Raw genomic sequence first — 24,179 nt, forward strand, 5'->3', positions numbered from 1 at the left:
GATATTCGCAAGTTCCTCGGCACCAACGACAATGCTATCCGCCTGCAGGTGCTCGCTGCGATGATTGCCTACCTGTTGTTGCGCATCGCCGCGCGCGCCAACTGCGTCAAGATGCTCCCTCTCAGGCTGGCCGAACTGATCCGCCAGTTTCTGTTCACCCGTCGATCCCTGGCCGCGATCAACGAGCCGCCACCTATCAATCCCAGTAAGCCCAAATCGCGAACTTCCCCGAACCAATTGGCATTTTGCTATGGCTGATTTTCCCCGGACAGCCCTGCCGCAAGCGGGAGAGGGAGCGCAGCTTCACCGCGGCTACGGTTCAAACTGATTCGAATCATGCGTTGGACTAATTGCCCGGCTTCTTCGCGCTGGCGTTTTGCTCATTCGCCGTGCAGGAGATCAGAAGCGTGAAGCCGCGGGCACTTTTGGCGATATCGGCCGTCTCCTTCTTCATCTCGCGCCGCTCGGTCACCCGGTACATCACGACGCTGTTGTCGAGAAAATCCCTGAGCGCGCCGGTCTTGATGGCGAAGTTGATATTCTCGGGGATGTTGCCGGTTGCCCGCGCGACCTTGAGCGCATTCAGCTTGGCTGCGACCACGCCGACCAGGGCGCCGGTGAAGTCGAGCAGCGGCCCGCCGCTATTGCCCGGCTGCACCGCCGCGCTGATCTGCAAATGGCGGGTGTCGTTGAAGATGCCGCTCAGCGAACTGACGATGCCGGTGGTCACCGTGAAATCGGACGTCAAGAGCCCGTGAAAGGGATAGCCGATCGCGATCACGCCGTCCCCGGTTTGCACGGAATTTTCCCTGATCACCGCGGCCTCCTTAAACGGGGTCGGCGCCTGCAGCAGCGCAAGGTCGTTGGTCTCGTCGCTGGAAACCAGCCGCAGCTTGACGGGTGCCTCGCCGCTGAGATTGCCCGTGATCTCGCCGCAGCCATCGATGACATGGTGATTGGTGACCACGTGACCATTGCTGGAGATCACGATGCCGGTGCCGGTCTGGCCCCTGGCCTGCTTCGGTGCGGCAGCATTGGGTGCGGCGGCACTCGGCGCGGCCGGCGTTGGTGGGGCCTGCTTCGGCAGTGCGACCGCGAACTCACCGGCATTGGCGAGCCCGTTCTTCCTGACGCTTTCGACGCAAGTGACCAGCGCGGGCAATAGCTGCGCGGTCTGGTTCAGGTTGAACTGGAAGAGCTGGCCCTCGGCGAACGCGCTCATCGTCCGCGCCTTGCGGAATTGATTGATCAGCGACGAATTGAGCGGCATGTCGACCGCCACGAGCTGTGCCCCAAGCGGCCGCCCATGCACGTTGAAGGGCTGCTGGCCGTCAAAGGTCAGCGTCATCGGAAAGGATTCGCCGGCCGTCAACCGCCAGCCCTGATGGGAAAATCCCAGGCGCCAATTGCCGCGGGCGTCGATCAGGACCAGAAAATAAATGCCGCTCTGGTAGGAGGCACCGGCGGCGCAATGAGTGAAGTTGCCGCTGTTGTCGTCGGTATAGGCGCCGCCCTGCCAGTTGCCTATCGTGATCGAGCCATACGGCCCGCGCGCATGCGACGACGTCACGGACAAAACAACGCACGCGGCCGCGACAACCGCGCTGATCGCAAACCTCATACTTCACTCCCCAGCCAGCGCCCCATCATAGGAAGCTTCGCAAGTCATCCGCAAGTTGCGCGCGCAATGTTCCTATTTTGTTCTTTGAATCAAAATCCGTCAACCACAAAGTGTTTCCCGTAGCCCGGATGGAGCGAAGCGCAATCCGGGGCCTCATGCCGCGGGCGCGCCAACGCTCCATCCGGGCTACGGCAGTGGGGTGGATGCCGTCACCCATTTCGGAACGTGTAAGCATACCCATTGATCGCCGGCGCGCCGCCGAGATGGGCGTAGAGCACACGTGAGCCGGCCGGGAAGAAGCCTTTCTGCACGAGGTCGATCATGCCCTGCATGGATTTGCCCTCATAGACGGGGTCGGTGATCATGCCTTCCAGCCGTGCACACAGCCGGATCGCTTCCTTCGTCGCGTCCGACGGCACGCCGTAGGCGGGATAGGCGTAATCCTCGAGCAGCACCACATCGTCCTCGACGATCTCGCGGCCGAGCTCGACGAGAGCGGCGGTATTGCGTGCGATCGAGAGCACCTGCGACTTCGTCTGCGCCGGCGTGAAGGAGGCATCGATGCCGATCACGTTTCGCGCGCGGCCGTCGGCGGCGAAGCCGACCAGCATGCCGGCATGGGTCGAGCCGGTCACGGTGCAGACAACGATGTAGTCGAAGCTGAAGCCCAGCTGCTTCTCCTGCGCCCGCACCTCCTCGGCGAAGCCGACATAGCCAAGCCCGCCATATTTGTGCACGGAGGCGCCAGCCGGAATCGCATAGGGCTTGCCGCCCGCGGTCTTCACCTCCTCGATCGCCTGCTCCCAGCTCTTGCGGATGCCGATATCAAAGCCGTCATCGACCAGCCGCACGTCGGCGCCCATCACGCGGCTGAGCAGGATGTTGCCGACGCGATCATAAACCGCGTCCTCATGCGGCACCCAGCTTTCCTGCACCAGGCGGCACTTCATGCCGAGCTTGGCGGCGACGGCCGCGACCATGCGGGTGTGGTTCGACTGCACGCCGCCGATCGAGACCAGCGTGTCAGCGTTGGACGCGATCGCATCAGGAATGATGTATTCCAGCTTGCGCAATTTATTGCCGCCGAAGGCGAGCCCCGAATTGCAGTCCTCGCGCTTGGCAAAGATCTCGACCTTGCCACCGAGATGCGTCGACAGCCGCTCCAGTTTCTCGATATGCGTCGGCCCGAAGGTGAGCGGATAGCGCGCGAATTTTTCCAGCATCGTGGTCCCCCTTGATGGCGTGGTGTCGATGCGGATTCCTAGCACCGGCGGCGCGAAAGGTGCTCTCTATTTCGATTGACTGCTTTATGCTCTGCTGCGCCAAATGTGCACTCATACCGCCATTTCTCTCGCAGACCGGCCGAATAATGAAAGAATCTTCCATGACTGCCAAGCTCGATCGCATCGACCTCAAGATCCTGCGATTGCTGCAGAAGAACGGCCGGCTGAGTAACGCCGAACTGGCCGAGAAGGCCGGCGTCAGCCCCGCCACCTGTCACCGCCGCACCCAGCGCCTGTTCGAGGAAGGCTTCGTGAGGGAAGTCCGTGCGATCGTCACCCCGCGCAAGGTGGACAAGGGCGCGCTCGTCATGGTCGGCGTCGTGCTCGATCGCTCCACGCCCGAAAGCTTTGCGTCCTTCGAGCAGGCGATTGCGAAGCTCAAATTCGTCCTCGACTGTCACCTCGTCGCCGGCGACTTCGACTACTTCCTGAAAATCCGCGTCGGCGACATGGAAGATTTCAACCGCATCCACGGCGAGCAATTGATCGCGCTGCCTGGCGTCCGGCAGACGCGAACCTTCTTCGTGATGAAGGAGGTCGTGGACAACGCGCCGCTGGAGTTTTGAGCCGGATCGGCCGCATCTTGCCGATCGCATGTCACGGCAACTTCACTTGCTTCGTGCCGCCATGGACGCGACGCTCCCTCTTCTTTGGGCTTTCATCAGAAGGAGGAGCTTTGCCATGCGCCTTCCCATCCTCGATCCGACCGAGCTGACCGACGAGCAGAAGCCGCTCTACGATGACATGCGCAAGGGCATCGAACGCCATTTCAAGGGCTTCGTGAACATGCGCGCCGACGGCGCGCTGCTCGGCCCCTGGAATCCCTGGCTCCGCGAGCCGAGATTCGGCAAGCCGGTCTGGGATCTGGTGAAGGCCGTCGCCTCGAACCCGCTGCTGCCGGCACCGGTGCGCGAAGTCGCGATCCTCGTCACCGGATCGCATTTTCGCTCGGGCTATGAGCTCTATGCTCACGTGCTGGTCGCCGAGGCGCGCGGCCTCTCCGACGAAAAGCTCGCCACCATCGTCGCCGGCCAGCGCCCGCTCGACCTGACGCGGCAGGAAGCGGTCGCCTATGATATGGCCTCGGCGCTCGTGAACGGCGGCGTGCTGCCGGAATTGACCTATCGCGCGGCGGTACAGGAGTTCGGCGAGCACGGTGCAGCCGAGCTGTCCTATCTCGTCGGCGTCTACTGCATGGTCTCCGTCACGCTGAACACGTTCGACGTGCCGGTGCCGGATTGACGAGAGCCGAGTTCGTCTCTCTGCGTAGCCCGGGTGGAACGAACGCGAAACCCGGGACATCCGTATCAACACGACGAGCAGCCCCGGGTTACGCTAACGCTCCACCAGGGCTACGGCATCGGCAGTCCCCGCCATGTGATGGCCGCACGCCTACAACTGCAACCGTTTTTCGGGAGACTGAAATAGTGCCGTAGCGGGAAGGCAGTTTGAATACGCCATATCAAACAGCGCAAGGCGTAGGCCGGGGACGACACATGGCGCTATCAAACTTGAAGGGTGAATGGCCAGGGACGACACCGGGATATCGGTTCAAGATCCAGAGTTCCTTCAGTGACATAAAAGTTGTTCTTGCGGTTCTCCTTGGTCTTTCTCTCCCTGTCAATGCATCGGCACAGAGCATCACCAGCGCGACGCTCGACCGCATCAAGGCGAGTACCTCGGCGGTCGACAGCAACTTCATCAAGGCAAACGCCACAACATCCAAGGATTGGCCAACCATCGGCCTCGACTACGCCGAAACGCGGTTCAGCAAGCTCAATCAGATCAACACCGACAACGTGAAAGATCTTGGGCTGGTCTGGAGCTACAATCTTGAATCATCGCGCGGTGTCGAGGCGACACCCGTCGTCGTCGACGGCATCATGTATCAGTCGGCGTCTTGGAGCGTGGTCCATGCGATTGACGCGCGGACCGGAAAAAAACTCTGGTCGTTCGATCCAGGTGTCGACCGGTCAAAGGGCTACAAGGGCTGCTGCGACGTGGTCAACCGTGGCGTCGCCATTTACAAGGGCAAGGTATTCGTGGGGGCCTATGACGGGCGCCTGATCGCGCTAGATGCCGCGACCGGCGCGAAGGTCTGGGAAAAAGATACGCTGATCGACCACGCGCATTCCTATACGATCACCGGCGCGCCTCGCGCGTTCAACGGCAAGGTCGTGATCGGCCAGAGCGGCGCCGAGTACGGTGCGCGCGGGTATGTCACGGCCTACGACACCGAGACAGGTAATCAACTCTGGCGCTGGTTCACTGTGCCCGGGGATCCATCGAAGCCGTTTGAAGACGCTTCGATGGAAGCCGCGGCCAAGACCTGGGACCCGGCAGGCAAATACTGGATCAACGGTGGCGGCGGGACTCCGTGGGACACGATCACGTTCGATCCCGACTTGAACATGGTCTATATCGGTACTGGAAATGGTTCTCCCTGGAATCGCAAATTCCGCAGTCCGTCGGGCGGCGATAATCTCTACCTCGCCTCGCTCGTCGCGCTCAACGCCGACACCGGCCAATATATCTGGCACTACCAGGAGACGCCCGGCGATAATTGGGACTACACGTCAACCCAGCCGATGATCCTCGCCGACATCATGATCGACGGTGTACTGCGTAAAGTGATCTTGCACGCGCCGAAGAATGGCTTCTTCTTCGTTATCGATCGTACCAACGGCAAGTTTATCTCGGCGAAGAACTTCGTCGATGTGAATTGGGCGACGGGATACGACGCCAACGGGCGGCCGATCGAGTTGCCGGCTGCGCGCGGCGACGGTCCATACGACTCCATTCCCGGGCCAGACGGAGCTCACAATTGGCATCCAATGTCGTTCAATCCCCAGACCGGCCTCGTCTACATTCCGGTGCAGCACATACCGGTTAGTGTGACGCCGGAAAAGTCGTTTACGCAGAATGCGGCTGCGCCGGGCAAGGTTGGCTCCATACTGGGCGGGAATATCGGCTTCGTTTTCAACAGCACACCTCCGAAATCGTCCGCATTCGGACGTCTGCTCGCTTGGGATCCGGCGCATCAAAGGGAAGTCTGGCGGGTCGAGCACGTGTCGCCGTGGAACGGCGGTACTCTGACCACCGCGGGCAACCTGGTTTTCCAGGGGACGGCGGATGGCCGCTTTATCGCCTATGACGCAGCAAAGGGAACCAGGCTGTGGGAAACCCCGACCGGCACCGGCGTGGTCGCGGCCGCCGCAACTTACATGATCGACGACATACAGTATGTCTCGATTGCGGTCGGCTGGGGCGGCGCTTTCGGCATTTCTCAGCGAGTGACCGAGTACCAGAACCCGGGAACGGTCTATACATTTGCGCTGGGCGGCAAGGCGAAGCTACCGGAGTTCGCGAGGTACCAGACCGAAGGTCTCCTGCAGGGCGTGAAGTACGATCCGAAGGATGTGAGGGAAGGCGGTGCCATCTATGTCGCGGCGGCCTGTGCAGCCTGCCACGGCGTGCCTGGTGTCGGCCCCGGAGGCAACATTAGAAATCTCGGCTACGTTCCGGCCGAAGAGATCGCCAATCTGAAGGACATCGTCTTCCACGGTCCGTTCCGCGACAAGGGCATGCCTGATTTCACCGGCAAGCTGACGGAAGCGGACGTTGTGAAAATCCAGGCCTTCATCCAGGGTACCGCCGACGCCGTCAGGCCGAAGCGCAATTAGCTGGCCTTAAGCCAGTTGCGCCTCTGAACGGCGGCGCGCCGCCCGAATTGACTCCGTCCAAGAGCCTGGACTAAGCCGATGCCTTTGCCGAGCACATCGCGAGCAGCGACTTTGCAACTGGATCATCGGGGAAGGCAGTCAAAATACCCTCGTAGCAGCGGGCGGCTTGATCGAATTCACCTCGCTCGAAATGTAACGAGGCGTCCCACGTCAAATCGCACAGTCTGGCTGCATTGTCCGACGCCCGTAGCTCCGGATCGTCGCTGGCCTTGATGCCCAGAAGCTCATAGATCATGAACTCCCGCTTGCGACCCTTGACCTGAACCTTTCTGATAGGCCTTGCCACGATTTCCGGCCCGACAGCCTCGACCACGCTGTCGCTGATGCAGATCGTGGTTCCGAAATTCTTGTTGATGCCCTCCAGTCGCGCCGCAACGTTCACTCCGTCTCCCATCACCGTGTAGCTGAGCCGCTCGCTTGAACCGACATTGCCGACAAGCACCTCGGCGCAATCCAGCCCGATCCGAAGATGCAGTGACGGTCGCCCCTGCTTGCTCCAGTCCGCATTGAGCTGTTCCATTCGCCTCGTCGCCCGCATCGCGCCACAGCAGCCACGCAACACGTCGTCGTCGCGATGGACCGGAGCGCCCCAGAACGCCATGATGCCGTCACCGATGAACTTATCGACCGTACCGGACTCCTCCGCTATCGCGTGCGAGACGACTTCGAAATAGTGCGAAAGTTGCGCGAGGAGATCATTCGGCGCCATTTGCTCCGACAGGGTGGAAAAGTCCTTCAGGTCGGTGAAAAGCACCGTCATGAAGCGCTGTTCCACACCGAGCGTCAGCGGGGTCCCCGTCTTGATCAGATTCCTGACTATGCCCAGCGGTACGAACGAAGAGAAGGAGCGCAGCGACGTCTCGAACAGCTTGACGGCGGTTTGAAGTTCCTTGATCTCCTTGATCTTTGATGGCGTCGCGACCCCGTGTGAGAACGTCAGGTCCTCGACTGACCGCAAGTCCTGCGACACGCATTCGATCGGCCGTGACAATCTGCGGGAGAAGAAATGGATCAGCAGCAACTCGATGCCGGTGAGAGCGGCGATCAGGGCGACCATCTGCCTGTTCGTTCGCTTGAGGGTCCCGATAAAATCATCGGTCGGCGTCAGGGTGATAACCTCCCACGGTTTGCCGAAACTTCCTGGAAAGCGGGCAAATGAGGCGCTGATCTCTTCGCCGCCCTGCGGCGATCGGAACAGGAAATCGTCGCGATTGGTATCGCTCTGTAGCCGATGAGCCTCGCGCACATTGGGGTCGTCAATCGTATCCAGCCTGGCCATTTCCAGGCGGTCGTTCTCCAGTCTCACGCCTTTCTTCGGGTCAGGATAAGAGATGATCGTGCCATCGGTCGGATTGGCGATCACGGTGGTGCTGCGCGGGCTGGCGCGATGGCTGGTGAGAAACTGCGACAGCACGTTGAGCGTGATATTTGCCGAAGCACAGCCAACGAACGCGCCGTCCTTGATGATCGGGACTCTCACAATGATGACCGGAAAGCCGGTGTCGGGATTTGGCCTAGGCCCCTCGATGATCAGTGCGCGGGCATCTTTCGCCGCCTGGTAACCCGCAAGGGTCCTGATGTCCTCGATTGTCCCAACGTCATAACTCCCTACGACGTGGGGCCACGTATCGTAGAACGTGCGGTGCCGGACCCGTCGCGGCGAGCCGGAGAAGCTGTCGATATAGCCGGAATGCCAGTTCGCTGTCGCCGGAATCTTGGGATCGGAGCGCCGGCGGTCATCGTCGATCCGGGTCACAACCCGATGATAGCCGTCCTCCAAGCTGACATAGACCGCATCGATCTGCGGCGCCGATGTAAGCGCCTCGTGGAGCAACTCGCGGCTCTCCTCCTTTTTGAATATCTCGGGATCTTCCGCGGCGAAGGAGGCGAGCAATTCCAGCGTGGCCTCGACCGGATTGATCAGGCCTCGGGCGTCATCGATGCTGGCCCGCTTGGTCTTGGCCACGACGTCGTTCAGCGTCGCATTGATCGTGGCCGAGTTTTGCCAGTAATTGTAGGCCAGGATGAATATCAGCGCGGGAATGCTGAGGAGGACGAACAATCCCGACATCGCCGCGCTCAGTCGCAGCGCACCGATTGCGGGCGCGATCCGGCGATAAAGAATCCGGCTCAGCAGGATGGCAGCAACGACCGCAAGGAAGGCCCACGGTCTCGGATCCCGCATCTGCGATCGCCATGATTGATCGTCAGACGCATAGATCAGGCCTTCCGGGAGCTTCGCTTCATCCAACATGCCGAGGTCGACATAGGCGCGCGCGATGGCGTTCCAGCGCGCGACACTCTGCTGACCGATCGGCGTGAGATGCGGCTCGATCAGCAGCTCGGTCCGCGCGGCCTCGAACAGCAGCGCCTTCTGAGTTTTTTGCGCGGCGTACTTGCCTCGTATCAGATCGGCGATCTCCTCCTTGTGGGCGAGCGCATAGGCCCACCCCCTCAAGCTCGCCTCGCGAAACGCTGCTACGCGCTCCGGATGCGCTGCGATCTGGCGCTTTGAGGTGCAGAGGTTGTCGCCGTAAAAGTCGAACCCGTAGGCACGCGGCGAGAAGGCCAGATATGGCGTGCCGTACTCTTCGAACAAATACGGCTCGTTGGTGCTGTAGGCGACCATCGCATCGGCCTTGCCGCTGAGCAGATCACGCGGATTCCCGGAATGGGCGATGCGGGGCAGGTCCGCGTAGCCGACCCCCTCGTGCTTCAGCATCGCCGCGATGTCGTCGCTGCCGGGGGCATCCATCAAAGCGTGGCCCTTCAACTCGGAGACCGCATGGATGCCGGCGCGGTGCAGCACCAGGATGATGGCCGCGGAGTGCTGAAAGATCACAGCGAGGACGACATTGTTGGCGCGTTCGGCGCTGTTGACGAGCACGCTGGTCGTGCACACGCCGAAATCAGCAGCGCCTTTGGCCACTTCGAGGCCCGCGTCGACGCCAGGGCCGCCTTCGCGAACCGAGACATCGAGGCCGTTGTCGCGATAAAATCCCTTCTCGACCGCAGCGTAATACCCGGCGAACTGGAACTGATGTTTCCACTTCAATTGCAGCGACACCTGTTCGAGCGCGTGGGCCGGCGTGACCCGACCGCAGACAAGTTCGACCACGAGGCACAGCGCGAACAGCACGTCGCGCCCATGACGCAACATTTGCGCTGCGGACATGTCGAGCCCTGCGCTCATATGTCAGCCTCGCAGGCAATGCCTGCCCTTCAGTCGCGAATTTGCCTCAAATAGACAAGTCTTGAGATAGCAGAGTCTGCATCAAGCCATACGGTACATCAAGCAAGGGGGGCCGGTGAGGCCGCTCCCAACACCTTATGGCAGCGCACCAATAATGCGTCAGTGACACTTCTGCTTCTGGGCCCCAAGCCACAATCGAATCGACGGGGAATGTCTGCCTCGCGCGCAGCGGCTGCAATCAGCGACTCGAACCGAATAGCGCCACACTTGTTACTCTCACCGTTCGATTTCCGCTGCCAACTTGCGGCGAATGGAATCGCGCCTCACGCCACGAGGCCGCGCATTCGTCCAAATCAGGAGGTTTCCGGAGCCATGAACACGTCGACAGAGAACGGACGGAAAGGCAGCCAGCGCGCCATGCACACACCACCGGTCGTATCGCCGCGGGAGTGGGAAGCGGCCCGCCAGCAGTTGCTCGTGAAGGAGAAGGCGCAGACCCGCGCCCGTGACGCCCTCGCCGCCGAACGCCGGCGCATGCCGTGGATGGCGGTGGAGAAGTCGTATACGTTCGAGGGGCCTGCGGGCAAGGCGAGCCTGCTCGACCTGTTCGACGGCCGGCGTCAGCTCATCGTCTATCGCGCCTTCTTCGAGCCGGGCGTGTTCGGCTGGCCTGATCACGCCTGCCGCGGCTGCTCCATGGTGGCCGATCAGGTCGCCCACCTCGCCCATCTGAACGCCCGTGACACCACCCTCGTCTTCGTCTCACGCGCGCCGCAGGCGGACATCGCACGGCTGAAGGCGCGGATGGGCTGGCAGATGCCATGGTTCACCATCACTGATGGCTTCGACGCCGACTTCGGCGTCAACGAGTGGCACGGCACCAACGTGTTCTACCGCAACAGTGACCGCGTGTTCCGCACCTACTTCATCAACAACCGAGGCGACGAGCAGATGGGAGGCACCTGGAACTATCTCGACATCACGCCGCTGGGCCGGCAGGAGGTCTGGGAGGACTCGCCCGAAGGCTATCCCCAGACCCCGACCTACAAGTGGTGGAACTGGCACGACAACTACGTCGCCGACGCCGCGCCCGACAAGACGTGGGTCGAAGTGTCCGATGCCGGAGAGAAAGCATTCCGGAACAAGGACGCCGGCACGCAGCAATGAGCCGGGCTCGTTCCAGTCACTGAGCCCTGCGACGTGCAGGCGGCGCAGCGGTCGGCCGTAGCTCCATGTTGGATACGCCCGCCGCGATATTCAGGCCCGTCTGCGCCTGCACGGACAGCGGCTGCAAGGTGACCGTGCGGTCCGATCCTCCGACCAGGACGTTGGCGCCCACGCCGGCGCCGACCGTGCCGCCGGCGGTCGCCCCCACATAGGTTCCCGCCAACGCGCCGCGGCGCAGTGTCGTCGGCGCAAAAACCGCCCATGTCAGTTGGCCGCCGGATGTGGCGCCGATGTCGAGCCCGAGCGTGCTGACGGTGCCATCATAAGGCTCGCGTGCTCTGCCTCTCGCCGACGTAAGGATGCAGCTCAGCTGCCGCTGTCCCCCGACGATCATCCCGACCCCTGGCGATATGCTGCAAGTGAGCGTGCCGACCTTCGTTCGCCCGGCCTCTTGAGCATTAGCCGGAGCGATGCCGAGCGCGAGCGCCAGGACACTTGCGGTTGCGATTCCGTTCAGCGTTGCTTTGTTCATGGGTCGCCCTTCATTGAAGCATTCCAACGGCACCCTCAACGCGGACAATGTCGTGATGTTCCCGCTCCTCGCAACGTCGAGGTGTAAGCGCGTTTGGAAATCGCTGCACAAGACATTTGCAGCCGCGAATTGACTTCATTCGCTTGCCCGCGACTGCACGCTCATGATGAACAGGTGTTCATGAGCGTGACCAAATCGTCACGGAAGTTTCGTTGAATGGCCTTGTCGATTGCTTACGTTTCTTTCGAAACGGAGGGCTTTCCATGAAGCAATCGCAGCATCTCTTGGATAACGCGGTGATCTGTTCAAAGCTTGCAAAGCGGACGACTGACAAGCAGACGAAAACTTACTTCAAGCGCTTGGAAGATTCCTGGAGGGCTCTGGCGCGCGAGCAGGACTGGCTCGATGGAGAAATCGCTCCGGTCGAAGTATCCAGGCTTCGCCGCCGGACCGGCGTCGGGCAGTCGCTGTCGTGACGCTGAACGGACTGAATTGGCTTCCTTGGTCGGCGAGATAGTCATGACCGTCTCGTCGACCAACCGACGCGAATAGCCGCTTCCGATATTCGATCGACACATCGCGCGGCTCACGCGCGATGTGTTGCAGGACCAGACCCCGCCGTCATAGCGGGCTGCATTCACTCGGTGCTCTCGCCTTGCAGCTCCGCCTTGAAGCCGTCGGTGTTTTCGAAATTCACCTTCACTTTGTCGCCGTCGAAGGTCAGCGCCCAGGTCTGAATTTCGCCATGCCCCAGGATCCGGCGCTCCATCACGAACGTATGGTCGCTGGTCCAGCGCCCTCTTGCGGCGTTGATCCCATACTGCGCCGGAGGGCTCTTGCGATAGGTTCCGTCCAGTCCGACCAATCCTGTGAACCGGCCATCTGACTTGTCGGTATAGGTCGTGATCACCCAGGACGAATCCGTGTCGTAAAAATTCAGCGTGAAACTTTTCAACCGCAGCCTGTTGTCGAAGAAATGATAGACCTTTCCCGAAACCACCTTGGCCAGCTCCGGCGTGCCGCCGATGGCGCACGGTTTTTCGGCCGCGGCTCGGCGTATCGCGTCGGTTAACAACGCCTTGGCGAGGGGGTTCTCGGGCAGCGGCTTGTCGGATTTGACCGCGCCCGAGATGTCGTCGATCAGCCCGGAAATCGAATAGAATTCGTTGTCCCGCAGGGCGCCGGTCATGACGACGATAACATCCAGCCTCGGTATGATCAGGATCAATTGCGAATGCCGGCCGCGCGCCATGTAGGCGCCCTTTTCGGGATAAGACCACCACAGGTTCGCATAGTGGAATCCAAACGTCGCGGCGACGGGCCCGGACTTCGCCCTCTCGACCCATGACGACGGGATAAGCTGTTTTCCCTCCCACTGCCCGTTGTGAAGATACAGGTAGCCGATCCTGGCCATGTCGTGCGGCGAGAGATACAGGCCCGCTTCGCCGTCCGACACACCCTGCGCATCCACATTTCCCCATCGGGCACTATGGATGCCGAGCGGTTCGAACAGCTCCTTCTTCGCAAAATCGAAGCCGCTCTGCCCGGACCTCCTGTTGACGAGCGCGGACAGCAGATAAGGGTTGCCGCCATTGTAATTGAATGTGGCACCGGGCGCGCCAGCCATCGGCTGGTTCAGCACGAAGGCCGTCCGATCGGGGCTCTCGTACATCTTCATGATGGTCTCGCCGGGGCGATATGCCTTCTCCACCCATTCGATGCCTGACGTCATGTCGAGAAGGTTTTGCACCGTCATCGCCTTCTTCCGGTCATCGACGTCTTGGATTTGCTTGTCTGAAAACAGATCGATGACAGGGTGATCAACGCTATCAAGCTCGCCCTTTTGCAGCTCGATGGCGGTCAGCGTGCCGACGACGCTCTTGGTCACCGATCTCAAATCGTGGCTGATACCGGCGATGTACGGCGCATAGTAGACGTCAGCGACGATCTTTCCGTGGCGGATGATCGTCAGGCTGTCTTGCTGATAAGTGCCGACATTCTCTATCAGCCGGACAAGACTAGCCGAGTCCATCCTCTGTTCTTCGGGGCTCGACGTCTGCCAGGATTTTGTCGGCCAGAGGACTTCCTGAGGACCTTCACCGTCAGTTGCGGCATCAAGCCGGTTGGATGCGCCATAAAACTGAAAGCTCGCGACCAACGCGACAAGCGTCAGCATCTTGAAACGCATTCGACCCTCCCGGTTCACGCCTCTCGCCGAACCCTGCTCTTATCAATCATAGATTGAAATCTGCGCGAGATCGAGCCCGAATGAACGCAGGCTTGGCCATTGGCAGCTTGCGCGTCCCAGGCGTGCGAGTATACGCCCCGAACGATGATCCGGTGCAGACAGCGCCGGGCGTCAGATCCGAAATGAGTGCCTGATCTGCCTCAGCATTGACAGCGCAGCATCCGTGTAACGGCCTGCGTAGCAGTATTGATCGAACTGCGATGCACCAAGCAGCAGCAAGACCGCAATTGCGAAGCCCTTGAGCATAGGGGCCTCCTTTGTGGAAGAGACCGCCAACCGGGCCGGTCCGGGTTTCAAATCATTCCGGAATTCGCTGTCGCTAAAGCATGATCCGGAAGCGTGACTACCGCCTCCCCGAAAAAATCATGCTCAAACTAAGAAGCTAAAGCGGGATCACAATTCGAGGAAAAGTCATCACGCTTCAGTCGGCGACCACTTGCAATGACGAGAGGTTGGCAGGGATTCCTAGCCGAAAGCTGAATAAGCTTGGTTGACGGAAGAATACCGGAATCACAGAGATACTTGCCCATTCGGCGTGGCCCCGAGCGCAGTGCGACGCGCCGCGGATGTCGCACAACTCCGCGGCAGGGCCCAATCGCCGCACCGCCGTCCGCCCACAAGCATATTCCGCACGGGCGCGCGATGCCGTAAGCTGGCGCTGCCAACCCTCGCCCGCGGAACCCCGATCGCAAGTCCCAGAACAAGCCGTTTCCTCGCTCCGACCGTCCGAGCCGTTGGCCCAAGCCGATATAACGGAGGAAGTCATGACGATGAGACCGGACCCCACGTTCCATGCGTCGCCGAAGCTTGCCATGGAAGCGCCGCCGGAGAATTTTGCCTACACGCTGTTGCTCAGCCCCGATTTCTCCAAGCCCGACGCGCTCGCGGTGATCGACGTCAAGCCGGGCTCAAAGACCTACAGCCAGATCGTTCATACCGTGACGATGCCGAACAAGGGCGATGAATTCCATCATTTCGGCTGGAACGCCTGTTCCTCCGCGCTGTCGCCGCTCACGGGACATGCCTTTATCGAACGCCGCTATCTCATCATCCCGGGACTGCGATCTTCGCGCATCTATGTGATCGACACAAAGCCATCGCCGCTCGAGGCAAAGATTCACAAGATCATCGAGCCCGAGGAAGTGTTCGACAAGACCGGCTACTCGCGGCCGCACACGATCCATTGCGGGCCGGACGGCATTTATGTCTCGACGCTGGGCGGTGGCGGCAAGGACGGCACCAAGGGGCCTCCCGGCATCTTCATCATGGACTGTGAAACCTTCGACGTGCTCGGACGCTGGGAGATCGATCGCGGCCCGCAGATGCTGCATTATGACTTCTGGTGGAATCTGCCGCGCGACTACATGGTGAGCAGCGAATGGGGGCTGCCGCCGCAATTCGAGAACGGCATCGTGCCGGAAGATCTGCTGTCGAACAAATACGGCCACAGGCTGCATTTCTGGGACCTTCGGGCCCGCCGCAACGTGCAGACCATCGATCTCGGCGCCAACCACCAGATGGCGCTCGAGGTACGCCCCGCGCATGATCCCGTCAGGGAGTATGGCTTCGCCGGCGTCGTGGTCGACACCACCAACCTCGAAGGCTCGATCTGGACCTGGTGGCGCGAGGGCGGCAAGTTCCACATCGAGAAGACGGCGACGATTCCCGCCGAGCCGGCGCCGAAGGAAAAACTGCCGCCGCTATTGCAGGGCTTCGGCGCGGTGCCGCCGCTGGTGACCGATATCGATCTGTCGATGGACGATCGTTTCCTCTACGTCGCCTGCTGGGGCACCGGCGAAATGCGCCAATACGACGTCAGCGATCCCAGGAAGCCGAAACTTGCCGGCTCCGTGCATATCGGCGGCATCGCGCGCCGCACACCTCACCCCAATGGAAAAGCCTTCGCCGGCGGTCCGCAGATGGTCGAGATCAGCCGCGACGGCAAACGTGTGTACTGGACCAACTCGCTCTACTCGAGCTGGGACGACCAGTTCTATCCCGACGGCGTGCCGGGCGCCAAGGTGATGGCCAATGTCGGGCCGCAAGGCGGGCTGGAGCTCGCCCGCGACTACTTCGTGAGCTTCCCCGATGGCTACCGCGCGCATCAGATCCGCCTCGAAGGCGGCGACTGCTCGACGGACTCCTTCTGCTATCCGTCGGTCTGGAATTGAACGAAGCAGATACGCCCATCCTCTGGCTCTGGCTTGGCATCGTCGCGAGCGGCCTCTATCACGGGATCAATCCCGGCATGGGCTGGCCGCTCGCGGTCGCCGCGGGCCTGATGGAGAAATCCCCTCGTGCACTCGCAAGTGCGCTCTTGCCGCTGTCGGTCGGTCACCTCTTGGCAATGCTGCTGGTGCTGTTGCCGTTCGCGCTCCTGATCGCGCTGGTCGAGTGGCAGCGCCCGATCCAGGCCGGCGCCAGCCTGCTCGTCATCGTCTTTGGCGTCACGCGACTGCTCAGGCCTCGCCATCCGCGCGCACTGGCACGGATACCGCCGACACAACTTGGCCTGTGGTCGTTCGCGGTCGCGATCGCCCATGGCGCCGGGCTGATGATCCTGCCGCTCTATCTCGGGCTCTGCCTGCCTTCCGGCATCCATGACGGCCACGAGGCGGCGGCAGGCGTCGTCAACCAGAACCTCGCGATGGCGCTGCTGGTTGCCCTGGTCCACACCGCAGCCATGATCACCGCCGGCGGATGCCTGGCGTGGCTGGTGTATCGTTATCTCGGCGTGAGGTACGTGGCGAGAAGCTGGTTCAATCTGGAGACGGTCTGGGCCGTGAGCCTGGTCCTGGTCGGCGCCATCGCGCTCGCGATCAACCTGGCGGATTGGCACTGAGGAACGTTGGAGGATTAGGTCAGTCCGGCTGACCAATCTACCAAGCGACTTGAAGGCTACTTGATGGACTGAACAGATGGGAGCAGTGTTCCCGACATGCTGCGCCTCGCGCCATTAAGCGATTCGGCCAAACGGATGAACATCATGAGCGCCACGTCGATAAGCCGAATGGTCGTGCCGATGCTGGCATTTGCCATCGCCGGCGTCGTCGCGCTGTTCTTCCTCATTCCTCCCGCGCGGCAAACGCCATCGGTCGCAACCAGTTCCGCCACGACGTCTGCGCCTGCAGCGCAGGATTCGGCATCGGACAAGCGCGATCAGGCACCATCGGCTCTATCGGCCCTGCAATCCGAGGCAGCCAACCTCGCAACAGCGCTTACCGGCCTGCCTCCCGCGCCGGGTAGCAGCGACGGCACGCCGGAGTTCGACGTTGTCCGCATCGAGCCAACAGGCGAAGCCGTGATCGCGGGCCGGGCGACGCCGGGTGCGACGGTGGAGCTGCTCCGCAACGGCGAACTGCACGATCGCATCGTCGCCGATCAATCGGGACAATTCGCCATGATCCCGCGTCCGCTGCCGCCGGGGAATTACGATCTGACGCTGCGCGTCAAGCAGCCGGACGGCAAGGAGACCGCGTCCAAGCAGAGCGTCGCGGTGGCGCTCGAGCCTGCCGGGAAGGAACAGCCGATCGTAGCGCTGATAGCGCCGGATAAACCTGTGAAGGTGCTCTCGCAGGATCCCGCCCCGACGCCGGGGGCGGAGCGCGTGATCGTCGTGGAAGCGGTCGAGACCGAGCCGGGCGGAAAGCTCCGTGTCAGCGGTCGTGCGCATCCCGGCGCCGCGGTGAGGCTCTATCTCAACGACAGCTTTGTCGCCGCCGTGACGTCGGACGACAACGGTCGCCTCTCCGTCGCGATCAACGCCGGCGTGGCGGCGGGCAATTACCGGATCAGGCTGGACGAGGTGGAGGCTGCTTCGGGCGCCGTCCGCGCGCGTGCCGAGGTGCCGTTCAACGTTCCGAGCACATTGACCACTGCCTCCTTGCCGGCGCAGGCCAAGCCCTCGGAAGCTGCCCCGACCAAGCTGGCCGCTGCCCAGACGACCGCTCCGTCCGACAAGGGCTCGCCCTCCGCCGTGGTGGTGCCGAAGATCACGACCGCCACCGTCTCCCGCGGTGACAGCCTCTGGCGCATCAGCCAGCGCGCCTTCGGTGCGGGGCAACGCTATGCCGTCATCTACCGGGCGAACAAGGAACAGATCCGCAATCCCAACCGCATCTATCCCGGCCAGGTCTTCGTCGTGCCGACGCACTGAAGGCCCGCCCGCGCGACGACGGGAGCTGCGGACTCATGGGGCGGACGATTTGAGGAAAGCGATGATCTTCGCCTTGTCCTCGGCAGAACGGACTCCGGTATAGGGTGTCATGCCGTTGCCCGGCACCAGTGCATCCGGATTTTGAATGAAGCGTCCGAGCTTGTCTTCGTCCCACACGAAATCGGCAGATTGCATCGCCTCGGAGTAGCGATAATTCGGCAGCGAGCCGGCCTTGCGGCCGATGATGTTGTGCAGGTGAGGACCGAAGCGATTGTCACCCTCTTTCGTGGTGTGGCAGGTCCGGCAGGAATTGTTGAACAGTTGCTGTCCCGATGCGCCCGCGTCTTGCGCCATCGGTTGCCCGGAAGCGAATGACGCGAGCAGGAACGTCAACCCGCCGAGAGCGATGATGAACTGCCGCTTCATTTGCATGACCTTACGGTGAGACAATGGCGCCACCATCACCGGGATGGTCTGCCATCAACGCCCGAGCGCTCCGATAGGTCCGCGCCACCGTTGCTCAACAGAGATCGCGTGGGCGCAACGTGAGGGGCGGCTTTTCTCACTGCAAGGACGGCCGCGCGCTACGCCTTGATATCGACAGCGACAGCGTCACGCTCGACCTTGTTCTTGGCCGCGAAGACGTCAAGGACGGCTTCGCTGATGACACGAGGCGGGGCCTTTTCCATCTGATAGGCGAGAAGCTGAACCCTCGCCTTCGTCACTTCGACAGGTACGGGGTAGATGAGCATGCTGCACCTCCGGTGCGGAGGCTGCGCTTGCAGGTGTTTACGGATTGTTAAGAGGTTGGGTTAACGGGCGCGATAGGTGCCTGCTGGCGAGCCCGGATCTGGCGAACGACATGACGCAGTGCGCAGCCCAGATCTCCCGCGGATTGACAGGACAATTTATCTGACTAAAGTCAGATATCATGCCGCTCGACCCCATCGCGCGCGTCCGCCGCTTCAACCGCGCCGTCACCTCCGAGGTGGGCGCCCTCGACACCTCCTTTCTCGGGCGCGGACGCCCGCTCGGCAGCGCGCGCGTGCTCAACGCGATCGGGCATGGGCAATCCGATGTCGCGGCGATCCGCGACTATCTCGGGCTCGATTCCGGCCTGATGAGCCGCCTGCTGCGCGGCCTGGAAGACGAAGGCCTGATCGAGACCGTGCCACATCCCGAGGATGCACGCCGCCGCGTCGCGAGGTTGACCAAGGCCGGCCGTTCCGAATTCCGCGCTTATGAAGCGCTCTCCAACGCCCAGGCCAAAGACTTCCTGGCCCGCCACTCGCGGCAGGAAGAACTTCTGCGTGCGATGGACCTGGTCGCTTCCGCGCTCGGGCGCAGCCGCATCGTGCTCGAGGAAATCGACCCGAGGCGCGACGACGCCAGATACTGCCTCGGCGAATATTATGCCGAACTGGCGCGCCGCTTCGAGAACGGCTTCGACGTCTCGCTGTCCCGCGATCCGGAAGCCGTGGACATGATCCGCCCGCGCGGCGCGTTCCTCGTCGCGATATCGGACGGCCTGCCGATCGGCTGCGTCGGACTGAAGGGCGGTGGCGGCGAGATCGCGGAAATCAAGCGGCTGTGGGTCGCGCCATCAGCGCGCGGCCTTGGGCTCGCACATCGTCTCATGGAGGCCGCCGAGGACATCGCGCGCGAATTGTCCATCAAGGTCCTGCGTCTCGATACCAACAGCGCGCTGCCGGAGGCGCAGCGGCTTTACCGCAACAGCGGCTGGAACGAGATCGAGCGTTTCAACGACGATCCATATCCGGACACGTTCTTCGAGAAGCGCCTCTGAAAAGTTGCCGCGGTTGCATTTTGTGCGGCGCGCACCGGCTGCCTTGTTGAGGCCGCGTTTTCTACCTTACCTTGCACACTTCAAAAATAGAACTGGGAGGAACCTGCGTGACCACCCGTCGAAACTTCTTGAAGGGCGGCGCTGCCGCCAGCATCATGTTCTGCAGTTGCGGCCTGTTGCGCAGCGCGCACGCGCAGCAGCCGGCGCGCCAGACGCTGCCGGTCAGCCTCAACGGCAAACGTGTGAAGACCATCGACGTTCACGCGCATTGCCAGATCCGGGAAGCCGGCGCACTGCTGGGTAACGATGCCAGCAAGATCCAGGTGCCTCCGGTGCGCGGCGCCGAGGAAGCTTTCATCAATCTCGATCACCGGCTGGCGGCGATGGACGCCCAGGCGGTCGACATGGAAGTGCTATCGATCAATCCGTTCTGGTACGGCCGCGATCGTGAGCTCGCCGGCAAGATCGTAGAGATGCAGAACGAAAAGCTGGCCGAGCTTTGTGCATCCAAGCCCGAGCGCTTTGCGGCCTTCGCGTCGCTGACGCTGCAGGCGCCCGATCTCGCGGTGAAGGAGCTGGAGACGGCGGTCAGGAAACAGGGGCTGAAAGGCGCGGCGATCGGCGGCATGGTCGAGGGCATGCCGTTTTCCGATCCCAAATTTCACCCGGTCTGGGCCAAGGCTGAAGAGCTCGGCGTCCCCCTGTTCATCCACCCGCAGGGGATCGCGGAGTTGAACAAGCATCTTGCCGGCAATGGCTGGCTCACCAACCTCGTTGCCTACCCGACCGAGACCAGCATCGCGCTCGCGCACCTGATCTTCGAAGGCACGTTCGACCGCTTCCCCGGCCTGAAGATCATCGCCGCGCATGGCGGCGGCTATCTGCCTTCCTATGCGGATCGTGCGGATCACGCCTGCCTGGTCAGCCCGGCCAATTGCAATCCCGACATCAAGCTGAAGAAGCGGCCGACCGAATATCTCAAGCAGATCTATTTCGATTCGCTGGTGTTCACGCCGGAGGCCATCCGGCATCTGGCCGCGCAGGTCGGCGCGTCGCAGCTCGTGCTGGGCAGCGACTATCCCTATCCATGGCAGTTGCAGCCGGTCGACCACATCTTCGCATGCACGTCATTGAGCGATGAGGAGAAGGCCGACATCCTCGGCCTGACGGCGGCGAAGCTGATCAACGTCCAGGCGTGATCGTCAGCCGCGGCGAAAACGAGAAACGACAGCGGTGACGACAGCACGTTCGCGGCGAAGGCTCAGACGCTGCGGACTTGCGCTCCGTTCCGACGGACGCGCTCTTCGTCCGGACAATCCCGCCCTGCAAGTTTCCAGAGGCAGGAGAGAATCACCTTTGCCTCGGTTTCATCGAGCCGCGCCATGATCCTTTTCTGATGGTCCCGGGCGCGCCGTTGCAGCACCTTCACGAGCTGATGGCCGCTCTTGGTGAGATGGATCTGTCTGACGCGGGCATCTTGGGCGACTTGGGTCCGCTTGGCTAGCCCGCGCTGTTCCAGGCTGTTGAGGGTCGGAACGATCCTCGGGCGCTCCACTTCAAGGCTCTTGGCGAGATCAGCCTGGTTGATGCCGGGGTTCTCCGCCACCACGACAAGCACCAGGAATTCCGCAGCCGTTACGTCGGACTCAGCGAAACACTGAAGAATTCCCTCAAACACCGCCAATTGCGCCCGATGGAGGGCATAGCCAAGGGAATCGTCAAGGTAAGACATTTCTGCTGGTTCAATATGCTCGCGGGACAGGATGGGCATGACCGACGGCGCCCCCGACTGCTCCTTCTGGAAGCGACCCTGGAGCGCCGACAGGGCGCGGGATGCTGCATCGGCCGCCATAGGAAACGCCAGAGCGAAAATCGAAATTCACCGGCCGGTTCTGCATAAAATATGAGCAAAAGCGGAACACGCGCAACAACAATATGTCGCGCGGACACCATGTCACGTGAATAATATGTCATCTCAAAGGAAAGACCTCCGGCGGGGCATCGCCGGAGGTCCCTGGAGGTCAACACGAAGATCTGTTTGCGGCAGGTCTCTGTTGACGTTGGTAGAGCCGCAGACGAGCTGCGCTGCGGCTCTTTGTCCTCAGAAGTTACGCTGCGCGCGGAGCTGGAGCAGGTAGGTATCCTGGTCCTTGAACTCGTAGCGGGCCGAAGGCTTGGGCGCCGACGGGCCCAGGACGGCGGTGCCTTGGAAGCTCTGGTCGAGGTGGAACCACTGGAATTCAGCCGAGAAGGTCAGGTTCTTGACCGGGGTCCAGCGAGTGACCGCACCGAGCTGCGACACGTTGAAGTTCGGGTTGCAGACGAAGTCCGCGCTGACCGCCTTGGCCGGCGTGGTGTAGTTCAGGCACATGAACGCCTTCGCCGCACCATCATACCGGACCGCCGAATAGCTGCCGAAGAAGCTGGTCGACCAGTAGGGATCCCAGTTGTGGTTGAAGGCACCGCGGATGCCGAAAGCTTCCGTCAGATGCAGCGATCCATCGCCGCCAGCCGCGACCGGCAGGTAGACGCCGTCGGTGGTGGCGCCGAAGCCGATGCTTTGATAGGCGCCGAACGCGCCGCTGCTGCCGAACATCGCGAAGCTCGGCGAGGCCGACGAGCTGGAGATCACGTACTTGGTCGCGCCCTTGGCGTAGCTGACGTCGAACTTGATGTCGTCGCCGGGGCCGGTCGGGATGTTCTTGATGTTCACGCCGATCATCGCCGCACCACCCCACTTGGTATCAGGGTGACCGGAAAGTTCGGAGGCCGCGGTCGGTGCCGCACCCGGCAGACCCACGCCGCCGGCCGGCGCGCCAGCCGCGTTGAGCGTGTTGTAGGAGCCGCTCACTTCATGCGCCGCGGCCGAAATCTGGAACAGACCCCAAGCCTGGTCGATGCGGATGTTGCCGACCACGTCAGGCGCGTGAACGCCCGCATAGGCGTTGCCCGTGTTGAACGTCGCGTTCAGCGGCAGCGACAGGTTGTAGACCGCGGTGCGATCCCAGACCGTCGGATCGTCCAAGCCGATGCTGGCCGAGATGCCGTTGCCGAACTGCGCGGTGTACTGGATGTTGTTCACACCGGTATCGGTGTTCTGGCCGCCGAGCAGGTTGGAGTTGATGTTGCCCGGGAAGCCCTGCCACGGAGTAGCGTAGGCGGAAGCGGACTTACCAAACGTGAAACCGGCAAACTGAATGAAGACGTATTCGACCGCGACATAGCCGCCGCCGGGAGTGTCGAGCAACTGCGAGCCGGCAACCGGCAAGCCGGTGTTGATCGAGTTCGGGTTGTAGGTGCTGCCGCCGAGCGTCGAGAACTGGAAGTCGGCCTGACCGAAGGTGCGGACCACGCCATATTCGGTGGCGGTGCGGGTATCGATCGTCAGCGCCATACGGGAACGAGCAGCGAAGTAATCGCGATAACGGTTCCCCTGACCGATATCGCCGTTCCATGCCGGGGTGCCATGGATGCCGCCGTTGAAGGTCGCGTCCACGCGCAGATAGCCACCGATCTTCATGCAGGTGTCGGTGCCCGGGATGTACCAGAAGCCGGCGCCGTACAGCGAGCAGACCTTCACATATTCGACGGCCTTCGCCTTCACCGGAAGATCGGCCGCCTGCGCGCCCGCCAGAGTGATGAGGCTTGCGGCCCCACCAAGTACGAATGTCCTAACGACAGTCATTTTATTGCAACCTCCTGATCTGACGGACTGGTGTCAGTCGAAGCGGAACGAGCGGCCTGAGACCCATCGCTCTCGCGTAATGCCCAATTACAAGTGTCTCAAGCTGACGGAAAATTTATCGCGTCCAGCCAACCAGCCCCCTTGCCCGAGCATAAGTAACGAACTTATTTGTCATGATCTAGATAACACCATTATCAAATGACAACAAAATCGATCTTGTTGCAGCCAAGCTACACTCGGTGACATGACCAATGAACGGAGCAGATGTATTCGCAATGAGGAAGCGAGACTCTGTTCGACAGCTTGGTCGGGAAATAGCGTCGCTCCACGCATCTCTTGATGAACTCTATCAGTCCTGGGCCAAAACGCTCGGAATCACCGGCCCGCAATGGAAGATCATGCTGATCCTCGCCGATACCGCCGACGACAACGGGTTGTCGGTCGGCAACGTCTCGAAAATTTTGAACGTCGAAGCGTCGTTTGTCACAACGCAGTCAAAAATCCTTGAGAAAGAGGGCTTAATCCAGAGAAAGACATCGCGACGAGACGGACGAATCGTCAACCTGTCGCTAACGCATCGAGCGTTGGAGCATCTGGAAGGATTGGCACCGCGACGAGATTCATTGATTGAATTTATCTTCGCGGAGTTCGCGCCCGGCGAACTCGATGAGCTCAGTGGAAAACTATTCTCTCTCAAGGAAAGGCTGGAGAAAGCACGTCTGCAGGTGGCAGAGCCTTAGAGAA

General features: G+C 61.6%; 20 protein-coding genes and 1 pseudogene. 12 read left to right on the forward strand and 9 right to left on the reverse strand.

Annotated elements, in window-relative coordinates:
* A pseudogene (locus YY7_RS62130) lies at window positions 1-258 on the forward strand (IS4 family transposase); the annotation flags it as partial.
* An 88-nt stretch (window positions 259-346) separates the two neighbouring features.
* Here YY7_RS62130 and YY7_RS0130740 read toward each other — a convergent pair.
* Together YY7_RS0130740 and YY7_RS0130745 are read right to left on the reverse strand one after the other, a co-directional pair.
* The gene (locus YY7_RS0130740; RefSeq protein WP_028166583.1) at window positions 347-1,621 is read right to left on the reverse strand and encodes a S1C family serine protease; all 1,275 of its coding nucleotides are present in this window, start codon (window positions 1,619-1,621) and stop codon (window positions 347-349) included.
* Window positions 1,622-1,830: 209 nt separating this feature from the next.
* On the reverse strand, window positions 1,831-2,844 hold the full coding sequence (locus YY7_RS0130745; RefSeq protein ID WP_028166584.1) for a 1-aminocyclopropane-1-carboxylate deaminase: 1,014 nt from the start codon (window positions 2,842-2,844) through the stop codon (window positions 1,831-1,833).
* Window positions 2,845-3,005: 161 nt separating this feature from the next.
* Here YY7_RS0130745 and YY7_RS0130750 point away from each other — a divergent pair, with 161 nt between their 5' ends.
* The 3 genes from YY7_RS0130750 (at window position 3,006) to YY7_RS53280 (ending at window position 6,587) form a co-directional block, all read left to right on the forward strand.
* Entirely contained in the window at window positions 3,006-3,470 is a 465-nt protein-coding gene (locus tag YY7_RS0130750) for an Lrp/AsnC family transcriptional regulator (RefSeq protein ID WP_028166585.1), read from the forward strand.
* Between the two features lie 115 nt (window positions 3,471-3,585).
* Window positions 3,586-4,146, forward strand: coding sequence for a carboxymuconolactone decarboxylase family protein (locus tag YY7_RS0130755; RefSeq protein WP_028166586.1), 561 nt, complete (start codon window positions 3,586-3,588; stop codon window positions 4,144-4,146).
* A 254-nt stretch (window positions 4,147-4,400) separates the two neighbouring features.
* Window positions 4,401-6,587, forward strand: coding sequence for a PQQ-dependent dehydrogenase, methanol/ethanol family (locus tag YY7_RS53280; protein WP_080663916.1), 2,187 nt, complete (start codon window positions 4,401-4,403; stop codon window positions 6,585-6,587).
* A 70-nt stretch (window positions 6,588-6,657) separates the two neighbouring features.
* Here the strand turns inward: YY7_RS53280 and YY7_RS56880 are convergent, their stop codons facing one another.
* Window positions 6,658-9,822 (reverse strand): ABC transporter substrate-binding protein, encoded by a 3,165-nt coding sequence (locus YY7_RS56880; protein WP_196237357.1) that lies wholly within the window; start codon window positions 9,820-9,822, stop codon window positions 6,658-6,660.
* A gap of 390 nt (window positions 9,823-10,212) precedes the next feature.
* Between YY7_RS56880 and YY7_RS0130770 the strand changes: the two genes are divergently transcribed.
* A complete protein-coding gene (locus YY7_RS0130770; RefSeq protein WP_051397016.1) occupies window positions 10,213-11,007 on the forward strand; it encodes a DUF899 domain-containing protein in 795 nt (264 codons plus the stop codon).
* A 16-nt stretch (window positions 11,008-11,023) separates the two neighbouring features.
* Here the strand turns inward: YY7_RS0130770 and YY7_RS0130775 are convergent, their stop codons facing one another.
* Window positions 11,024-11,539, reverse strand: coding sequence for a DUF992 domain-containing protein (locus tag YY7_RS0130775; RefSeq protein WP_028166588.1), 516 nt, complete (start codon window positions 11,537-11,539; stop codon window positions 11,024-11,026).
* A 212-nt stretch (window positions 11,540-11,751) separates the two neighbouring features.
* Here YY7_RS0130775 and YY7_RS53290 point away from each other — a divergent pair, with 212 nt between their 5' ends.
* The gene (locus YY7_RS53290; RefSeq protein ID WP_349642690.1) at window positions 11,752-12,015 is read left to right on the forward strand and encodes a hypothetical protein; all 264 of its coding nucleotides are present in this window, start codon (window positions 11,752-11,754) and stop codon (window positions 12,013-12,015) included.
* 161 nt (window positions 12,016-12,176) lie between these two features.
* Here the strand turns inward: YY7_RS53290 and YY7_RS53295 are convergent, their stop codons facing one another.
* Window positions 12,177-13,727, reverse strand: a complete 1,551-nt coding sequence (locus YY7_RS53295; RefSeq protein WP_051397017.1) for a serine hydrolase domain-containing protein — start codon at window positions 13,725-13,727, stop codon at window positions 12,177-12,179.
* Window positions 13,728-14,551: 824 nt separating this feature from the next.
* On the opposite strand from YY7_RS53295, the gene YY7_RS0130800 reads away from it, so the two are divergent.
* The 3 genes from YY7_RS0130800 to YY7_RS0130810 all read left to right on the forward strand — a co-directional run bounded on the left by YY7_RS0130800 (window position 14,552) and on the right by YY7_RS0130810 (window position 17,943).
* A complete protein-coding gene (locus YY7_RS0130800; protein ID WP_028166589.1) occupies window positions 14,552-15,958 on the forward strand; it encodes a selenium-binding protein SBP56-related protein in 1,407 nt (468 codons plus the stop codon).
* Window positions 15,955-16,629, forward strand: a complete 675-nt coding sequence (locus YY7_RS0130805; protein ID WP_028166590.1) for a hypothetical protein — start codon at window positions 15,955-15,957, stop codon at window positions 16,627-16,629. The genes YY7_RS0130800 and YY7_RS0130805 overlap by 4 nt, the downstream gene beginning before the upstream one ends.
* Before the next feature lie 144 nt (window positions 16,630-16,773).
* Complete coding sequence (locus YY7_RS0130810) at window positions 16,774-17,943, forward strand: LysM peptidoglycan-binding domain-containing protein (RefSeq protein ID WP_245287465.1); 1,170 nt, start codon at window positions 16,774-16,776, stop codon at window positions 17,941-17,943.
* 33 nt (window positions 17,944-17,976) lie between these two features.
* On the opposite strand, the gene YY7_RS0130815 is transcribed toward YY7_RS0130810, so the two are convergent.
* Both YY7_RS0130815 and YY7_RS60770 read right to left on the reverse strand, forming a co-directional pair.
* Window positions 17,977-18,369: a c-type cytochrome gene (locus YY7_RS0130815; protein ID WP_245287466.1), complete on the reverse strand. Its 393-nt coding sequence runs from the start codon at window positions 18,367-18,369 to the stop codon at window positions 17,977-17,979.
* Window positions 18,370-18,527: 158 nt separating this feature from the next.
* On the reverse strand, window positions 18,528-18,695 hold the full coding sequence (locus tag YY7_RS60770) for a hypothetical protein (protein ID WP_155255382.1): 168 nt from the start codon (window positions 18,693-18,695) through the stop codon (window positions 18,528-18,530).
* A 179-nt stretch (window positions 18,696-18,874) separates the two neighbouring features.
* Between YY7_RS60770 and YY7_RS0130825 the strand changes: the two genes are divergently transcribed.
* Window positions 18,875-19,750, forward strand: a complete 876-nt coding sequence (locus tag YY7_RS0130825; protein ID WP_028166593.1) for a bifunctional helix-turn-helix transcriptional regulator/GNAT family N-acetyltransferase — start codon at window positions 18,875-18,877, stop codon at window positions 19,748-19,750.
* 107 nt (window positions 19,751-19,857) lie between these two features.
* Window positions 19,858-20,949, forward strand: a complete 1,092-nt coding sequence (locus YY7_RS0130830) for an amidohydrolase family protein (protein ID WP_028166594.1) — start codon at window positions 19,858-19,860, stop codon at window positions 20,947-20,949.
* Between the two features lie 62 nt (window positions 20,950-21,011).
* Here YY7_RS0130830 and YY7_RS56885 read toward each other — a convergent pair whose 3' ends face one another.
* Window positions 21,012-21,602, reverse strand: a complete 591-nt coding sequence (locus YY7_RS56885) for a MarR family winged helix-turn-helix transcriptional regulator (RefSeq protein ID WP_051397018.1) — start codon at window positions 21,600-21,602, stop codon at window positions 21,012-21,014.
* A gap of 249 nt (window positions 21,603-21,851) precedes the next feature.
* Window positions 21,852-23,435 carry a porin gene (locus YY7_RS0130840; RefSeq protein ID WP_028166595.1) on the reverse strand — a complete coding sequence of 528 codons (1,584 nt, stop codon included), beginning with the start codon at window positions 23,433-23,435 and terminating at the stop codon, window positions 21,852-21,854.
* A 251-nt stretch (window positions 23,436-23,686) separates the two neighbouring features.
* Between YY7_RS0130840 and YY7_RS0130845 the strand changes: the two genes are divergently transcribed.
* A complete protein-coding gene (locus YY7_RS0130845; protein WP_028166596.1) occupies window positions 23,687-24,175 on the forward strand; it encodes a MarR family winged helix-turn-helix transcriptional regulator in 489 nt (162 codons plus the stop codon).
* Window positions 24,176-24,179: the final 4 nt, after the last annotated feature.

It is taken from the genome of Bradyrhizobium elkanii WSM2783 (genome assembly GCF_000472865.1).
Taxonomy (GTDB): domain Bacteria; phylum Pseudomonadota; class Alphaproteobacteria; order Rhizobiales; family Xanthobacteraceae; genus Bradyrhizobium; species Bradyrhizobium elkanii_A.

Coding starts and splice junctions, on each gene's coding strand:
- YY7_RS0130740 (WP_028166583.1), bottom strand. CDS start 1,621: ATGAGGTTTGCGATCAGCGCGGTTGTCGCGGCCGCGTGCGTTGTTTTG.
- YY7_RS0130745 (WP_028166584.1), bottom strand. CDS start 2,844: ATGCTGGAAAAATTCGCGCGCTATCCGCTCACCTTCGGGCCGACGCAT.
- YY7_RS0130750 (WP_028166585.1), top strand. CDS start 3,006: ATGACTGCCAAGCTCGATCGCATCGACCTCAAGATCCTGCGATTGCTG.
- YY7_RS0130755 (WP_028166586.1), top strand. CDS start 3,586: ATGCGCCTTCCCATCCTCGATCCGACCGAGCTGACCGACGAGCAGAAG.
- YY7_RS53280 (WP_080663916.1), top strand. CDS start 4,401: ATGGCGCTATCAAACTTGAAGGGTGAATGGCCAGGGACGACACCGGGA.
- YY7_RS56880 (WP_196237357.1), bottom strand. CDS start 9,822: ATGTCCGCAGCGCAAATGTTGCGTCATGGGCGCGACGTGCTGTTCGCG.
- YY7_RS0130770 (WP_051397016.1), top strand. CDS start 10,213: ATGAACACGTCGACAGAGAACGGACGGAAAGGCAGCCAGCGCGCCATG.
- YY7_RS0130775 (WP_028166588.1), bottom strand. CDS start 11,539: ATGAACAAAGCAACGCTGAACGGAATCGCAACCGCAAGTGTCCTGGCG.
- YY7_RS53295 (WP_051397017.1), bottom strand. CDS start 13,727: ATGCGTTTCAAGATGCTGACGCTTGTCGCGTTGGTCGCGAGCTTTCAG.
- YY7_RS0130800 (WP_028166589.1), top strand. CDS start 14,552: ATGACGATGAGACCGGACCCCACGTTCCATGCGTCGCCGAAGCTTGCC.
- YY7_RS0130810 (WP_245287465.1), top strand. CDS start 16,774: ATGAGCGCCACGTCGATAAGCCGAATGGTCGTGCCGATGCTGGCATTT.
- YY7_RS0130815 (WP_245287466.1), bottom strand. CDS start 18,369: ATGAAGCGGCAGTTCATCATCGCTCTCGGCGGGTTGACGTTCCTGCTC.
- YY7_RS60770 (WP_155255382.1), bottom strand. CDS start 18,695: ATGCTCATCTACCCCGTACCTGTCGAAGTGACGAAGGCGAGGGTTCAG.
- YY7_RS0130825 (WP_028166593.1), top strand. CDS start 18,875: ATGCCGCTCGACCCCATCGCGCGCGTCCGCCGCTTCAACCGCGCCGTC.
- YY7_RS56885 (WP_051397018.1), bottom strand. CDS start 21,602: ATGGCGGCCGATGCAGCATCCCGCGCCCTGTCGGCGCTCCAGGGTCGC.
- YY7_RS0130840 (WP_028166595.1), bottom strand. CDS start 23,435: ATGACTGTCGTTAGGACATTCGTACTTGGTGGGGCCGCAAGCCTCATC.
- YY7_RS0130845 (WP_028166596.1), top strand. CDS start 23,687: ATGAACGGAGCAGATGTATTCGCAATGAGGAAGCGAGACTCTGTTCGA.